The 14,480-nt window shown below is 62.1% G+C and carries 13 protein-coding genes; 9 read left to right on the plus strand and 4 right to left on the minus strand.

What is annotated here, in order from left to right:
- The first annotated feature begins 262 nt into the window (after positions 1-262).
- Complete coding sequence (locus ABHF91_RS08050; protein ID WP_409422939.1) at positions 263-1,078, plus strand: MIP/aquaporin family protein; 816 nt, start codon at positions 263-265, stop codon at positions 1,076-1,078.
- Positions 1,079-1,409: 331 nt separating this feature from the next.
- On the plus strand, positions 1,410-1,820 hold the full coding sequence (mscL, locus tag ABHF91_RS08055) for a large-conductance mechanosensitive channel protein MscL (RefSeq protein WP_409422940.1): 411 nt from the start codon (positions 1,410-1,412) through the stop codon (positions 1,818-1,820).
- Between the two features lie 83 nt (positions 1,821-1,903).
- Here mscL and ABHF91_RS08060 read toward each other — a convergent pair whose 3' ends face one another.
- Positions 1,904-2,872: a transposase domain-containing protein gene (locus ABHF91_RS08060; RefSeq protein WP_409422941.1), complete on the minus strand. Its 969-nt coding sequence runs from the start codon at positions 2,870-2,872 to the stop codon at positions 1,904-1,906.
- Positions 2,873-3,133: 261 nt separating this feature from the next.
- Here ABHF91_RS08060 and ABHF91_RS08065 point away from each other — a divergent pair, with 261 nt between their 5' ends.
- Positions 3,134-5,443 (plus strand): putative bifunctional diguanylate cyclase/phosphodiesterase, encoded by a 2,310-nt coding sequence (locus ABHF91_RS08065; RefSeq protein WP_409422942.1) that lies wholly within the window; start codon positions 3,134-3,136, stop codon positions 5,441-5,443.
- On the opposite strand, the gene ABHF91_RS08070 is transcribed toward ABHF91_RS08065, so the two are convergent.
- Together ABHF91_RS08070 and umuD are read right to left on the minus strand one after the other, a co-directional pair.
- The gene (locus ABHF91_RS08070) at positions 5,440-6,705 is read right to left on the minus strand and encodes a Y-family DNA polymerase (protein WP_409422943.1); all 1,266 of its coding nucleotides are present in this window, start codon (positions 6,703-6,705) and stop codon (positions 5,440-5,442) included. The genes ABHF91_RS08065 and ABHF91_RS08070 overlap by 4 nt on opposite strands.
- Positions 6,702-7,133 carry a translesion error-prone DNA polymerase V autoproteolytic subunit gene (umuD, locus tag ABHF91_RS08075; protein ID WP_409422944.1) on the minus strand — a complete coding sequence of 144 codons (432 nt, stop codon included), beginning with the start codon at positions 7,131-7,133 and terminating at the stop codon, positions 6,702-6,704. The genes ABHF91_RS08070 and umuD overlap by 4 nt, the downstream gene beginning before the upstream one ends.
- Positions 7,134-7,267: 134 nt before the next feature.
- Here umuD and pxpB point away from each other — a divergent pair, with 134 nt between their 5' ends.
- Genes pxpB through ABHF91_RS08090 form a run of 3 tightly spaced genes read left to right on the plus strand, consistent with a single transcriptional unit; the run spans position 7,268 to position 9,626 of the window.
- Positions 7,268-7,942: a 5-oxoprolinase subunit PxpB gene (pxpB, locus tag ABHF91_RS08080; protein ID WP_409422945.1), complete on the plus strand. Its 675-nt coding sequence runs from the start codon at positions 7,268-7,270 to the stop codon at positions 7,940-7,942.
- On the plus strand, positions 7,939-8,874 hold the full coding sequence (locus ABHF91_RS08085) for a biotin-dependent carboxyltransferase family protein (RefSeq protein WP_409422946.1): 936 nt from the start codon (positions 7,939-7,941) through the stop codon (positions 8,872-8,874). Before pxpB ends, ABHF91_RS08085 begins: the two co-directional genes overlap by 4 nt.
- Entirely contained in the window at positions 8,868-9,626 is a 759-nt protein-coding gene (locus tag ABHF91_RS08090) for a 5-oxoprolinase subunit PxpA (RefSeq protein ID WP_409422947.1), read from the plus strand. Before ABHF91_RS08085 ends, ABHF91_RS08090 begins: the two co-directional genes overlap by 7 nt.
- On the opposite strand, the gene ABHF91_RS08095 is transcribed toward ABHF91_RS08090, so the two are convergent.
- Positions 9,623-10,711: a beta-N-acetylglucosaminidase domain-containing protein gene (locus ABHF91_RS08095; protein ID WP_409422948.1), complete on the minus strand. Its 1,089-nt coding sequence runs from the start codon at positions 10,709-10,711 to the stop codon at positions 9,623-9,625. The two genes, ABHF91_RS08090 and ABHF91_RS08095, sit on opposite strands and share 4 nt — an antisense overlap.
- Positions 10,712-11,063: 352 nt before the next feature.
- On the opposite strand from ABHF91_RS08095, the gene tig reads away from it, so the two are divergent.
- From tig to clpX, 3 genes are all read left to right on the plus strand, one after another.
- The gene (gene tig, locus ABHF91_RS08100) at positions 11,064-12,374 is read left to right on the plus strand and encodes a trigger factor (RefSeq protein ID WP_409422949.1); all 1,311 of its coding nucleotides are present in this window, start codon (positions 11,064-11,066) and stop codon (positions 12,372-12,374) included.
- A gap of 87 nt (positions 12,375-12,461) precedes the next feature.
- On the plus strand, positions 12,462-13,085 hold the full coding sequence (gene clpP / locus ABHF91_RS08105) for an ATP-dependent Clp endopeptidase proteolytic subunit ClpP (protein WP_409422950.1): 624 nt from the start codon (positions 12,462-12,464) through the stop codon (positions 13,083-13,085).
- A gap of 77 nt (positions 13,086-13,162) precedes the next feature.
- A complete protein-coding gene (gene clpX / locus ABHF91_RS08110) occupies positions 13,163-14,443 on the plus strand; it encodes an ATP-dependent protease ATP-binding subunit ClpX (RefSeq protein ID WP_409422951.1) in 1,281 nt (426 codons plus the stop codon).
- The last annotated feature ends 37 nt before the right edge of the window (positions 14,444-14,480 follow it).

A 14,480-nucleotide genomic window follows, 5' to 3' on the forward strand; every position in this document is an offset into this window, starting at 1 on the left:
GACGAAATGGCAAGAAACTCGCATTCTTCTGTCGGGCGCAAACGCCTGTTTATCTGAGTGATAATGCTGCTATCAGGACCTGGATTGGCAAGAAATTGCTATGAAAGTGCGATTTTTTACCGGCGGCGAATACAGGGTGGGCAATTTTTTAGGTACTGCGCTGGATATAGTGATTTGGACAATATGACCGCTTTGAGGACTGCTTGCTGTTCCACTGGCGGAAACTTTGGACTGTCAATTTGCTACTTCAAAGGATCACCATATGAATGACTCACTTAGAGCGCAATGCATCGCCGAGTTCATGGGCACAGGCCTGTTTCTCTTCTTCGGGGCCAGTTGTCTATGTGCGGTCAAGTTGGCGGGAGCCAGCTTCGGCCTCTGGGAAATCTGTATCGTGTGGGGGCTGGGCATTGCCCTGGCTGTCTACCTGACCGCAGGTGTTTCCGGGGCACACCTGAACCCGGCAGTGACCATAGCCCTGTGGCTATTTGCCTGTTTTAGCGGCAAAAAAGTTGTCCCGTACATCTTATCTCAGGTGGCCGGTGCCTTCTGTGGCGCCATGGTGTGCTACCTCCTGTATTTCAACCTGTTCGGTGAATACGAGACGGCGCATCAGATGGTGCGCGGCTCGCCGGAAAGCCTCTATCTGGCCAGTATCTTCAGTACCTATCCCTATGCGTCCTTGTCCACCATGCAGGCTGCACTGGTAGAAATCGTGATCACCTCCATGTTCATGTGTCTGATCATGGCCTTGACCGACGACGGTAACGGTGTGCCCCGTGGTTCGCTGGCCCCGCTGCTCATTGGCGTGCTGGTGGCTGTTATTGGCGCCGCTACCGGACCGCTGACCGGGTTTGCCATGAACCCGGCACGGGATTTTGGTCCTAAACTTTTCACCTTCTTTGCCGGCTGGGATTCAGTCGCTCTGACAGGGGCTCGTGATATTCCTTATTTTATTGTGCCTATCCTGGCGCCTATTTTTGGTGCTTGTATCGGTGCGGGTGGTTATAAGTTCTTGATCGGCAAAAACCTGCCCTGCAATGCCTGCAAGGTGGAGATTAAACCCATTAATTTATAATGGCTAGATGACTGGGTGTTATATTGCCATTGAGTTTATCCTTTTCTGTTGTGTTTGTGCGGCCTGTGCATGGGCCGCTTTTTTATTGCTGACGGTATAAATGTATTTCGATTGTCAGTTTTATATTGTCAGTAATATTTGTGGCTCACCTCATCCCTCCTAACGCGGGTTAGCTAAAAACGGGATATTCATTACGTTGGATCTGTCGTTTCAGCGCAGGCCTGTGGTCGCACGCCAACGCGTAATCTGGTTATTGCGCTAGGCAAGGCGCTGACTTCATGTGAGACTGCTCGAATCGTTAGCAAAACCCGTGATGGGAGGGAACCAAATAATGAGTCTGATCCAGGAGTTCAAGGCGTTTGCCGCCCGCGGCAATGTCATCGACATGGCGGTGGGGATCATCATAGGGGCGGCCTTCGGCAAGATAGTCTCGTCCTTCGTCGGCGACATCATAATGCCGCCCATTGGCCTCATGCTGGGGGGCGTGGATTTTAGCGATCTGGCCATTACCCTGCAGGCGGCCCAAGGAGATACCCCGGCTGTGGTGATCGCCTACGGCAAGTTTATCCAGACGGTGCTCGACTTTTTGATTATTGCCTTTGCCATCTTCATGGGGCTAAAGGCCATCAACAGCCTGAAGCGCAAAGAAGAGGCCGCGCCCAGCGCCCCGCCGGCGCCTACCAAGGATCAGGAACTGCTGGCGGAAATCCGCGATCTGCTCAAGAGCCAGCGCGCGCCGTGAGTTCTCGCGGGTCTCGCTGAGGGTGTCAGCCAGACTGGCGGCGCGTTCTGCAGACAGGGGGGCCAGGGCCTAATGCCAGTCAGTTAAGCCTGACTGGCATTGTTTTTACTAGGTTTTCTCGTCGCATACTTATGTGGCTTGGCTTTGACACACCTGGGATAACTTCGTTCTCGGCGGGCAGGTAACTTGAACTGCTCCGCCTGTTTGTCCATGTCGGCGACACGCCCCGGAACCATGCCCGGTGACACGAACGGCAGGCAACTGAGCTCATGCAGCAGATACACCGATGCCATGTGAAAGCTCAACTGGCTGGCCGTATAGCCTTTTAAGCTCGCCGCCATTCTAACCATCTGATATCTCAGCAGGTTATAGGCCAACACCAAGCCCCATAGCTCCTGCCTTACTCCATCGGGTTTCTTGCTGCGCAGCGTCAGCCTGTGCTGTTGCAGGCTCTGTTTCATCTCCCGATAGCCCAGCTCGATTTCCCAGCGATTCTGGTATAGCTCCATCAACTCGCTGGCCGGGAAGCGCATCGGGTCGGTTAGCGACGTCAGCACCTGGCTGCGTACCTGGGGATACTGCGTCTCGCCCTGGCCGGTTTTCGACTTGGCAAAGGCACCGGCATTGTCCTGGGTATCGGGGGTGCGCCAGACCACCCCATCGACGGCCAGCAGCTGCAAGCCGGCCCAGGTGGGGTGCTGACACTGCTGATGCCAGAGCGTAGCGGTCTGCTGGAACACCTGTTGAACGGCTCGGTCAGCCAGTTTTTGGCGCGCCTGGATGAAGGCACTGGGAACGACGAATGGCCGGTCGCCGGGTAACAGGATATCGAGCTGGTTGGCCAATTGGGTCATGGGGACGTGACGAAACAAGGACATACCGATAATGGCCCACAGCACCCGCTCCATGGGCATGCGCCGTCGACGCAGGGAGACCGAGCCTGTCTTGGCCAGGCAGGCCTGCACCAGTTCAGGTGACAGCAGGTCAGACAGGGACTCAAATTTTCCGGGAGGACAGGCGTGAATGAAGTCGAGAGCTTGGTCGATGCGCATAAAAAATCCGAAACCCAACAAGGAGTTTCGGATTTTTACACAGCCTGAGGATCGGTCAATGGATCCTTAACTGATCGGCATTAGGGCCAGTGCCCCTCCTTTTTTATACGGACTATGTGTGTGAACGCTGTGGTCTATCTCTTTGGGAGGATCTGCTGTTGGGACTGGCTGGCCCCATGTCTCACTGTCTGGACGTTAGATATAGTGCTAAACATCTATCAACGGGGGCGTGTTGGGTAATCGAGGGAGCTGGGAGCGGCGATGTTGTTGGATCTGATCAAGGGCGTGGCACTGCTGTTGTCCCTGTGTCTGCTGTATGGCATCTTGTTGCGCGGCCAGCTCCCTTGGCTGGGGCGTCGCGGCCGACGCCTGCTCACCGGTCTGCTGTTTGGCAGCCTGTGCATCGTCGGCATGTCCACCCCCATCACACTGGCGGGCAGCGGTGTCATCTTCGATGCCCGCTCCGTGATCCTCAGCATGGCGGGTTTGTTTGGCGGCCCATTGGTGGCGGGGGTCGCCGGTGCCATGGCCGCCGGGTTTCGGCTCTGGCTGGGAGGCGCGGGGGCGCCTGTGGGGGTGTCGGTCATACTGCTGAGCGCGCTGGCCGGGCTGCTGTATCGATTCTTGGCTCGGCACAAGTGGCTCTCCTTGCGCTTTCGTAACCTGGTGCTGTTTGGCTTGCTGCTGCACCTGCTGGTCATCTACTGCTTCACCTACTTGCCCAATGAGGCCGCCGAGCTGATCCACAGCCTGTTCGGTCTGGAGTTTCTGCTGGTGTTCGCCCTGGCCACGGCGCTGCTGGGCAGCCTGTTGCTGGATGCGCGTCGTCGCCGGCGCACCGAGCTGGCCCTGGCCCGCAGCCAGCGTCACCTCAAGGCGGTGGTCCATGCCATTCCGGATCTGCTGTTTGTGTTCAATGACGAAGGGCGCTATCTGGAGATGCTGACCCACGAGGAGGCCCATCTGGTACGCTCCCGCGCCGATCTGCTGGGCAAGCGGATCAGCGAGGTGTTCGCGCCGGAGCAGGCGGTCTCCCTGCTGGCAGTGCTGCAACGGACCCTGCAGCAGGGACCCCAGTGCCATGAGTACCAGATCGTCACCCTAGGGGGCCAGCTGCGTTGGTTCGAGGGGCGCACCCATGTGCTGGGACGCTACCAGGGCCACCGCAACTGTATCGTCTGGCTGGCGCGGGACATCACGGAGCGCAAGGAGCGAGAGGAGCAGATCGCCAATCTGGCCTTTTACGATCCGCTCACCGGCCTGCCCAATCGCCGCCTGTTGCGGGAGCGGTTGGGGCAGGGGCTCAAGGAGAGTCAGCGCACCGGGCAATATGGTGCCTTGCTGTTCTTCGATCTCGATCATTTCAAGATCATCAACGACACCCTGGGCCACGACATGGGGGACCAGCTGTTGCAGCAGGTGGCCGCTCGCCTGCAGCAGGGGGTGCGGAAGGTGGACACGGTGGCGCGGCTGGGGGGCGATGAGTTTGTGGTGTTGCTGGTGGGGTTGGATGCCCAGCGGGTGTCGGCGGCCCATCACTGCCGCCGGGTGGCGGAGAAGTTGCTGGGGGAGTTGGGGCGGCCCTATCGGCTGGCCGGCCAGGAGCATTACAGCACCGTCAGCATGGGGTTGGCGCTGTTTTTGGGGGAGGAGCACAGTGCCGAAACCCTGCAGCGCCATGCCGATCTGGCGCTCTATCAGGCCAAGGCGGCGGGGCGCAACACCTTCCGCTTCTACGACGAGACCATGCAGGTGGCCATCAAGCAGCGGGTGATCCTGGAGAGTGCCCTGCGCCAGGGCTTGCAGCTGCGTCAGTTCCAGCCGTTTTATCAGTTGCAGATCAACGATGCCGGCTGGGTGCTGGGGGCCGAGGTGCTGGTGCGTTGGCAGCATCCTGAGCGGGGCATGATCTCGCCGGCGGACTTTATTCCGGTGGCCGAGGAGACGGGGCTCATCATACCCCTGGCGGAGCAGCTGCTGGCCCAGGTGTGCCGGCAACTGGTGGCCTGGTCCAGCCAGCCGGGCTTTGCCGATCTCAGCCTGGCGGTGAACGTCAGCGCCCGCCAGGTGCGCCAGGAGGATTTTGTCGAGCGCATCATAGCCCAGGTACGCCACAGCGGGGCCAATCCCCAGCGCCTCAAGCTGGAGCTGACCGAGAGCCTGTTGCTGCACGACATGGATGACATGATCCGCAAGATGACGGCTCTGAAGGCCTTCGGCATCGGCTTCTCCCTGGATGACTTTGGCACCGGCTACTCCTCCTTGAGCTACCTCAAGCTGCTGCCCCTGGAGCAGCTCAAGATCGATCAATCCTTCGTGCGGGATCTGCTCAATGATCCCAACGATGCCGCCATCGCCCGCACCATCATAGCCCTGGCCGACAGCCTGGGGCTGTCGGTCATCGCCGAGGGGGTGGAGCATGAGAGTCAGCGCCGCTTCCTGGCGGAGCAGGGCTGCCACACCTATCAGGGTTACCTGTTTGGCCGCCCCGGGCCGCTGGAGCGCTTCATGGCCAGCCTGCGGCTGGATGAGCAGGGCCGCCTGGTGTTGCGTCAGGCTCCGGACGCCTAGCAGTAGGCCAAGGGTAGTGCCGACCAGGCGGTGGTGTAGCAGGGACTGCGCTGGGCCTGGCGCATCTGCCAGGGGGCGTCGCCCAATCCCTGGGCCGCCAGGGTGAGGCCATGGGGATGGCGCCGGTTGATGCTGTCCATCACCTGCATCAGCCGCATCCGCTTCGGATCCTGCCCGTCGAACAGATCCCCCTGCAAAAACTGCCGCGGGCTGAGATCGCTCAGCACCACGCCGGCCTTGTAGTAGGCCGGCCCGGGTCGCCAGATGCGATCCAGCAGGCCATCCAGCCAGGCCAGCAGGGCCAGGCTGTCATCCAGGGGAGCCGGCAGCGTGATGCCGGCCTGATCGCCATAGAAGGGCTGTCTGGGATCATGGGCCGAGGTGCGGATGAAGATCCCCAGATGGCGGCAGCACAGGTCCGCCTGGCGCAACCGTTCGGCGGCGCGCACCAGGTGATTGGCCAGCGCCTCCCGCAGCAGGGTCCGTTGCGTGATGCGTTCGCCGAAGGTGCGGCTGCACAGTACCTGCTGACGCAGGGGCGGCGGTGCGGTCAGACAGCCGGCGCTCTGGCCATTGAGCTCGGTCACCAGCCGCTCCAGGGTGACACCGTAGCGGGCTCTCAGCCCCTTGGCGGGGGTGGCCGCCAGCTGGGCGGCGGTGTGGATCCCTTCACGCTGCAGGGCCTGCCCCAGGCGCAGGCCTATGCCCCACACTGCCTCCACCGGCGTCAGCGCCATCAGCCTGGCCCGCCGCGCGGCATCCTGCAGATCCACCACGCCGCCGGTGGCGGGCCAGCGTTTGGCGGCATAGTTGGCCAACTTGGCCAGGGTGGGGCTGGGACCCAGCCCTATGCCCACCGCCAGTCCGGTCCATTGCAGGATCTGTTGGCGCAGCCGTTGGGCATGTGCCATGGCATCCGTGAGCCAGGGGCCTTCCAGTTGCAAGAAGGCCTCGTCGATGGAGTAGATCTGCACCTGGGGCGCCGCCTGCTCCAGCAGGCTCATCACCCGGGCGGAGAGGTCGCCATACAGGGCGTAGTTGGAGCTGAACCAGACGCCCCCCTGGGCGGCAAAGGCCGCCTGGATGCGATAGAAGGGCTCTGCCATCTTGACCCCCAGGGCCTTGGCCTCGGGGCTGCGGGAGACCACACAGCCATCGTTGTTGGACAGCACCACCAGGGGGCGGCCCCGCAGATCAGGCCGGAACAAGCGCTCGCAGGACGCATAGAAGTTGTTCACATCCACCAGGGCCCAGCGGCTCATCGTTCTCGCCCCAGGGCGTGCACCACGAAGCGCACCACGCCGAAGATCTCCAGGGTCTGCAGATCCCCAGGATACAGGGGCGGGTAGTCCGGATGGGCGGCCAGCAGGGCCGGGCGGGGGTGTAGCTGCAGCGTCTTGACGGTGAAGGCGCCATCCAGACAGGCGACCACCACGTCCCCCTGCCGGGCCGTCAGGCTGCGATCCACGATCAAGAGATCGCCGCTATGGATACCGACCCCCGCCATGCTCTGCCCCTGGGCCCGCAGGAAAAAAGTGGCCGCCGGGTGGGGGATACACAGCTCGTTGAGATCCAGCCGGCCTTCGAGGTGATCCTCCGCCGGGCTGGGAAAGCCGCAGGCCACCGCCTCGCTAAACAGCGGCAGGGGCTGGCGGCGGGGCATCTCTGCGGAGTGAGGCACGTTGGGCATGGCGGTAATCATAGCTGTTTTTATATACAGTATAATGCCTTTGTGGGACCTTTGCCTAGTGGCGTCGCCACTGGCATTGCATGGGACAAGCTGGCAACCTGGGTTGCATCACGCGAGCTAGCGAGGCAAACACCATGCACCCACGCAGCATGAAGGCGGGCCCTGTGCCTATCCATATCCAGCCTCTGGGCGAGACGGCCCTGTGCCTCGAATGTGGGGCGCCGGTGAGCCTGGCGGTTCAGCAAGGGATCTGGCAACTGGCCGCCCAGTGGCGTGGCCAGCCTGGCATTCTTGAGGCGGTGCCGGGGATGAATAACATGCTGCTGGAGTATGAGCCCGAATGCTGGCAGTTCGCGGCCCTGGCCTCGGCGCTGCAAGAGCAGTGGGCCGGGCTGCAACCCCAGGCGGTGTCCGGCCGCCTGCTGGAGATACCGGTGCGTTATGGCGGCGAGTGGGGGCCGGATCTGGCGGCGGTGGCGACCCACTGCCGCCTTGAGCCTGCCGAGGTGATCCGCCTGCACAGCCAGGCCGAATATCAGGTCTACTTTTTGGGCTTCATGCCGGGCTTTGCCTATTTGGCCGGCCTGCCGGACGCCCTGGCCACCCCGCGCCGCGCCACGCCCCGGCTGCGGATCCCGGCCGGGGCCGTGGCCATTGGGGGGGCACAGACCGGCGTCTATCCCCAGGTCAGTCCGGGGGGCTGGCAGATCATAGGGCATACCGATCTGGTGTTGTTTGATGCCGACCGGTCGCCCCCCAGCCTGTGGCAACCGGGTGACCGGGTCCGCTTCTTGGCGGTGACCCCATGAGGACCCTGGTGCTGGAACAAGGCACTCCCTTCTGCAGCGTGCAGGATGGCGGCCGGCCGGGACTGCGCCATCTGGGGATTGGGCGGGCCGGTGCCCTGGACGGCCTGGCCCTGGGGCTGGCCAACCGCCTGGTGGGCAATGCCCCCCAGGCGCCGGCGCTGGAGTGTCTGCTGGGCGGGATCCGGCTGCGGTTTGCCTGCGATGGCTGGCTGGCCCTCACCGGCGCCGATTGCCACGCCAGGTTGGACGAGGTGGCGGTGTGGCCGGGCTGGCGCACCCCCTTTCGCGCCGGCCAGCAACTGCTGCTGGGACGGCCCAGGGTGGGCTTGTGCAGCTATCTGGCCGTGGACGGCGGCCTGCAGCAACCCCAGATCCTGGGGGCCTGTGCCGCCGATCTGACGGCTGGCCTGGGGGGCGGCGCCTTGTCTGCGGGCAGCGAGCTGACCCTGGAGGCGGCGCCCGGGTTATGGCAGCCCCTGGGGATCCGCCTGCCCCTGGCGCCGGAGAGTGTGCGCTTCTTGCCTGGACCTGAGTGGGCCTGGTTTCAGCGGGCGCGCCATCAACTGACCCATCAGCGCTGGCAGGTGTCACCCCAGAGCAACCGCATGGGCCTGCGCCTGCAGGGGGAGCCCCTGGTGCGCCAGGGGGGCGAGGAGCTCAGTTCCCACGGCCTGCTGCCCGGCGTGATCCAGGTGCCGCCGGATGGCCAGCCCATCGTCCTGGGTTGCGAGGCCCAGACCTGTGGCGGCTATCCGCGGCTGGGGATGGTGATCCGTGCCGATCTGTGGCGGTTGGGCCAGTTGGCGCCGGGGCAGGGGCTACGCCTGGTGCCGGTGACCCGCAGTCAGGCTCACCAGGCCTGGTTGCGGCAGCAAGGCTATCTGGCACGCATCGAACTTCTATTGGCAAAGGAAGCGGAAACAGCATGTTGACGGTGGATCTCAATTGCGATCTCGGGGAGGGCTTTGGCCCCTATCGGCTGGGGGAGGATGAGGCCCTGATGCCCTATCTGAGCTCGGTGAATATCGCCTGTGGTTTTCACGCCGGGGATCCGGCGCTGATGCGCCAGACGGTGGCCGCGGCCCTGGCCCATGGGCTGGCCATCGGTGCCCATCCCGGGCTGCCGGACCGGCAGGGCTTTGGCCGGCGTAATATGGCCATCAGCCCACAGGAGGCCTACGACCTGGTGCTCTATCAGGTGGGGGCGCTGCAGGCTTTTGTGCAGGCGGCAGGGGCCCGGCTGCAGCACGTCAAACCCCATGGCGCCCTCTACAACATGGCGGCGCGGGATCCCGGGCTGGCCCGGGCCATCGCCCAGGCGGTGCAGGATCTGGATCCACGGCTGAAGCTCTACGCCCTGGCCGGCGGCGCCCTGCTGCACGAGGCCAGGGCCCTGGGCCTGACGGGGGTGAGCGAGGTGTTTGTGGATCGCGGCTACGGGGCGGATGGCCAGCTGCTGCCTAGGGGCACGCCGGGGGCCTTGCTGGACAGCGAGGCGGCGGCGGTGGCCCAGCTGCTGAGCCTGGTGCGTGAGCAAGGGGTGCGCACCCCGGATGGCCATTGGGTGGCCCTGGAGGCCCAGACCGTCTGCCTGCACGGGGATGGCCCCCACGCCTTGTCCTTCACCCGCAGTTGTGCCGCGGCGCTCAAACAGGCCGGCATTGGCTGCCGGGCACCGGCTTAACCCGTCAGACAGGCGGGGTCGAAACAGTAGCCGCCATCCAGCCAGCTGAGCAGCTCGCGGGCGCAGCCTCGGCTGGCGTCATCGGCACAGTCAAGCCAGGGCCGGTAATGGCTCTGCAATGTTTGCCGCTGAGGCGGCGTCAGATTTGGCAAACCCACCTCGGCCAGCAGCGGCAGATCCTGTGCCAGCCGCTCGGCCAGTTCCGTCACCACACAGCGTTTGGCCGCCGGCAAAAACGCCTCTGCCGCACAATAGTCGGCATCGGCATAGGCCTGGGGCAGGGTGGCCAGGGGCAGGCGGGAGAGGGTGGGCTGCTTCATGGGGTTGACGGCGTGCCCGGCCAGATAGGGCGCCTGGGCCTGGCCCCGACCACGAAAAGGCGCCAGATAGAGGTAATCGCTGGCCTTCTTGCCGTCGTTCACCGGGTAGTTGTCCCATAAGAACGGCCGGCGGCCCAGCTGTTCGGCCACCCAGCTCAGATGGTCCAGCGGGTAGTCGGTGGAGCAGACCTTGGGGCCGGTCCAGAACAGATTGAAGCGGCTGTCCAGCCCCTGTCCTAGGTCGGTCCAGTAGTTCGTCGGCATGGCGCCGAACACCTTCTCAAGAATGGGATCCGTGCTGTAAAAGCTGGGACAGAGGATAAAGCGACTCGCCTGGCTGACGGCGGCCACGTCATGGGCCATGGCGATCTGCAGCTGGGCCAGCTGCGGGGTGTCGCTGGGCATGTCGTCAAACAGCAGGGCGAAGATGTCCGGCGCCAGGGCGGCCTCGATTTGGCGCACCCGGGCCAGCAGGCGTGGTCGGCTGGCGCCGTAGTCGTGATGGGCCGCCATGGGGGTCAGGCCGATGCCAAAGGCGATGCTGGCGTCCCGGCAGGCCTGCCGCAGGGCCTGCAGCTGCGTCAGGATTGCCGGATCCCAGTCCCGCTGCCAGTGCCGCCGCAGACAGGCATCCTCCTTGGGGGCATAGAGGTAGAAGTCATACCCCTGGGCCTTGAGCCAGGCCGGATAGGCCAATCGATCCGACCAATGCCAGCCTTTACCGAAAAAACCCTCGATGAGGCCAAGGGGCGGGGTGGGGGCCATGATCACTCTCCTTCTGGATGCTCAGGCTGAAAGTGCGCACTGTAGCAAAGCGGGCTGTCCCTGGGCAGTCGGCCAGGTGCGGTGACTGGCCGGGGTAATTGTGCCCAGGATCGCAAAACGGCACCGAGTGCCGGATATCTGAGCAACTTTGCCAATTGAGACGGGGTTTGGCCGGTCTCGGCTCTGGCCTATGGCTCGACTCACCCAAAGAGAGTGGCTATAATGCCGCGTCATTTTATGCACAGGGAATGAAATGATTCCCTGTCTAATTAAGCGCATGGCCCGGGGACTCCCGGCCGAACTGAGAATCAGGGCCAGCACATGAGAGTGCTGAGTTGAACGAGGTAAAGCAATGCAAGTTTCTGTAGAGACGACCCAAGGTCTGGAGCGCCGTCTTACTATCACAGTTCCGGCTGAAGTGATGGACAAGGAAATTAACAGCCGCCTGAACAAGCTGGCCAAGACTCGCCGCATCGACGGTTTCCGTCCCGGCAAGGCCCCGGTGGCCATGATCAAGCAGATGTACGGTCAGTCTGTTGCCGCCGATGTGGCCAACGATCTGATGCAGCGCAACTACATCGAAGCCGTGATCGCCCAGAAGCTGAGCCCGGTTGGCGCGCCTTCCATGGACGTCAAGACCTTCGAGGCCGGTGCCGATTTCGTCTTCACCGCCACCTTCGAAGTGTACCCGGAGATCGAGGTGCAGAACCTCGAAGCCATCCAGGTTGAAAAGCCGGTGGCCGCCGTGGTGGACGCCGATCTGGACAAGATGCTGGAAACCCTGCGCAAGCAGCACGCCAGCTGGGTGGAAGCCGATGACGCCGCTGCCGAAGGCCTGCGGGTCAACATGAACTTCGTTGGCTCCATCGACGGTGAAGAGTTCGAAGGCGGCAAGGCCGAGAACTTCAACTTGGTGATGGGTGCTGGCCGGATGATCCCCGGTTTCGAAGATGGCATCGTGGGCAAGAAGGCCGGTGAGTCCTTCGACATCGAGGTGACCTTCCCCGAGGAATACCACGCCGAGCACCTGAAGGGTAAGGCTGCCAAGTTCGCCATCACCCTGAACAAGGTAGAGAAGCAAGAGCTGCCCGAGCTGACCGAAGAGTTCGTCAAGCGTTTCGGCATCGAAGACGGCGCCGTGGACAGCCTGAAGGCCGAAGTGCGCAAGAACATGGAACGTGAACTGGGCCAGGCGCTGAAGAACCGCGTCAAGGAACAGGTACTGAACGGTCTGGTTGAACACAACGCCCTGGATATTCCCCAGGCCGCCGTGGCGCAGGAAATCGACGGTCTGCGTCAACAAGCCATGCAACGCTTCGGTGGTGCCGAAGGCAAGAACGTGCCGCAACTGCCGAACGAGCTGTTCCAGGACGAAGCCGAGCGTCGCGTGCGCATCGGTCTGCTGCTGGGCGAAGTCATTCGCACCAACCAGATCAAGGCCGATGATGAGCGTGTGAAGAGCATCATCGAGTCCATGGCTACCGCCTACGAAGATCCGCAGGAAGTGGTGGATTATTACTTCAAGAACGAGCAATTGCTGAACAATATCCGCAACCTGGCCGTGGAAGAACAGGCGGTTGAGTTCATCATGTCCAAGGCTCAAGTGACTGAAAAGCCGATGTCTTTTGACGAAGTCATCAACAAAAACGCCGTTGCTGCCTGATCCTATTTGACGGATTGGTAAAGCTGATGGCTATAATGGCCCGTGTGATGCTCACGCGGGCCTTTTTATTTTCAGGAACAGCACAATATGAACAATTATTTTAATGATCCTCTGCTGGCGCCCAGCAATGCCTTGATCCCCATGGTGGTGGAACAGACTGCCAAGGGTGAGCGTTCCTATGACATCTATTCCCGTCTGTTGAAGGAACGGGTGATCTTCCTCACCGGCCAGGTGGAAGATCAGATGGCCAACCTGGTGGTGGCCCAACTGCTGTTTCTGGAGTCCGAGAGTCCGGACAAGGACATCTATCTGTACATCAACTCCCCCGGCGGCTCCGTCACCGCGGGCATGTCCATCTATGACACCATGCAGTTCATCAAGCCGGATGTCAGCACAGTCTGCATGGGGCAGGCCTGCTCCATGGGCGCCTTCCTGCTGGCGGGCGGCGCCAAGGACAAACGCTTCTGCCTGCCTCACTCCCGGGTGATGATCCACCAACCCCTGGGGGGCTTTCAGGGCCAGGCATCCGACATCCAGATCCACGCCATGGAAATTCTGAAGATCAAGCAGACCCTGAACGACCGACTGGCGTTCCACACAGGTCAGCCGCTGGAAACCATTGAGCGGGATACGGATCGGGACAACTTCATGTCGGCGGAGCAGGCCGTGGCCTATGGCCTGGTGGATGCCGTGCTGGAAAAACGGGACTGACACCCGCGTCAGCCTGAGATAGACTGCTTGACAGGTGGCGTTGCCACACGAGATAGAGATGTAATCGAGGTTATTGAATGACAGACAAGCGCAAAGGGGATGGTGACCACAGCAAGCTGCTCTACTGCTCGTTTTGCGGCAAGAGCCAGCATGAGGTTCGCAAGCTGATCGCCGGCCCGTCCGTCTACATCTGTGATGAATGTGTAGACCTGTGCAATGACATCATCCGCGAGGAGATCCGTGAGATCAGCCCCCGGCGTGATGAGTCCGAATTGCCGACCCCCCATGCCATTCGCGCCCATCTGGATGACTATGTCATCGGTCAGGAGCATGCGAAGAAGGTGCTGGCCGTGGCGGTATACAACCACTACAAGCGGCTGCGCAGTGGCCACGCCAGCGAAGGGGTGGAGTTGGGTAAGTCCAACATACTGTTGATCGGCCCCACGGGCAGTGGCAAGACCTTGCTGGCCGAGACCCTGGCCCGCCTGCTGGATGTGCCTTTCACCATGGCCGATGCCACCACCCTGACCGAAGCCGGTTACGTGGGTGAGGACGTGGAAAACATCATCCAGAAGCTGCTGCAAAAGTGCGACTACGATACCGAGAAGGCTCAGCGGGGCATCGTCTACATCGACGAAATCGACAAGATCTCCCGCAAGTCTGACAACCCCTCCATCACCCGGGACGTCTCCGGTGAAGGGGTACAGCAGGCCCTGCTGAAGCTGATCGAAGGCACCATCGCCTCCGTGCCGCCTCAGGGTGGCCGCAAGCATCCCCAGCAGGAGTTTCTGCAGGTGGACACCTCCAAGATACTGTTTATCTGCGGCGGTGCCTTCGCCGGCCTGGACAAGGTGATCGAGCAGCGCTCTGCCACCGGCACCGGGATCGGCTTCAAGGCCGAGGTGAAGAGCAAGACCAAGGCGGTGACCCTGTCCGAGTCCTTTGCCAAGGTGGAGCCGGAAGATCTGATCAAATACGGTCTGATCCCCGAATTCATCGGCCGTCTGCCGGTGGTGGCCACCCTGACCGAGCTGGATGAGGCTGCCCTGATCCAGATCCTCAACGAGCCCAAGAATGCCCTGACCAAGCAATATCAGGCGCTGTTCAAGCTCGAAGGGGTGGAGCTGGAATTCCGGGAAGAGGCGTTGCGCGCCATTGCCAAGAAGGCCATGGAACGCAAGACCGGGGCCCGTGGCCTGCGGTCCATCGTGGAAGGTGTGCTGTTGGACACCATGTACGATCTGCCGTCCCAGGAGAATGTCAGCAAGGTGGTGATCGATGACACCGTCATCCAGGGTGAAACCGCGCCGCTGCTGATCTATGAAAATCATGAGCGGCAGGCGGCCTCCGGCGACTGACTGCGCAGCTTTTAATCAATCGAAAGGGGCTATCGGC

This window comes from Pseudaeromonas aegiceratis (genome assembly GCF_046254905.1).
Taxonomy (GTDB): domain Bacteria; phylum Pseudomonadota; class Gammaproteobacteria; order Enterobacterales; family Aeromonadaceae; genus Pseudaeromonas; species Pseudaeromonas aegiceratis.

Bases quoted from the DNA above. Each gene is read 5' to 3' on its own strand.
- ABHF91_RS08050 (WP_409422939.1), top strand. From the start codon at position 263: ATGAATGACTCACTTAGAGCGCAATGCATCGCCGAGTTCATGGGCACA.
- mscL (WP_409422940.1), top strand. From the start codon at position 1,410: ATGAGTCTGATCCAGGAGTTCAAGGCGTTTGCCGCCCGCGGCAATGTC.
- ABHF91_RS08060 (WP_409422941.1), bottom strand. From the start codon at position 2,872: ATGCGCATCGACCAAGCTCTCGACTTCATTCACGCCTGTCCTCCCGGA.
- ABHF91_RS08065 (WP_409422942.1), top strand. From the start codon at position 3,134: ATGTTGTTGGATCTGATCAAGGGCGTGGCACTGCTGTTGTCCCTGTGT.
- ABHF91_RS08070 (WP_409422943.1), bottom strand. From the start codon at position 6,705: ATGAGCCGCTGGGCCCTGGTGGATGTGAACAACTTCTATGCGTCCTGC.
- umuD (WP_409422944.1), bottom strand. From the start codon at position 7,133: ATGCCCAACGTGCCTCACTCCGCAGAGATGCCCCGCCGCCAGCCCCTG.
- pxpB (WP_409422945.1), top strand. From the start codon at position 7,268: ATGCACCCACGCAGCATGAAGGCGGGCCCTGTGCCTATCCATATCCAG.
- ABHF91_RS08085 (WP_409422946.1), top strand. From the start codon at position 7,939: ATGAGGACCCTGGTGCTGGAACAAGGCACTCCCTTCTGCAGCGTGCAG.
- ABHF91_RS08090 (WP_409422947.1), top strand. From the start codon at position 8,868: ATGTTGACGGTGGATCTCAATTGCGATCTCGGGGAGGGCTTTGGCCCC.
- ABHF91_RS08095 (WP_409422948.1), bottom strand. From the start codon at position 10,711: ATGGCCCCCACCCCGCCCCTTGGCCTCATCGAGGGTTTTTTCGGTAAA.
- tig (WP_409422949.1), top strand. From the start codon at position 11,064: ATGCAAGTTTCTGTAGAGACGACCCAAGGTCTGGAGCGCCGTCTTACT.
- clpP (WP_409422950.1), top strand. From the start codon at position 12,462: ATGAACAATTATTTTAATGATCCTCTGCTGGCGCCCAGCAATGCCTTG.
- clpX (WP_409422951.1), top strand. From the start codon at position 13,163: ATGACAGACAAGCGCAAAGGGGATGGTGACCACAGCAAGCTGCTCTAC.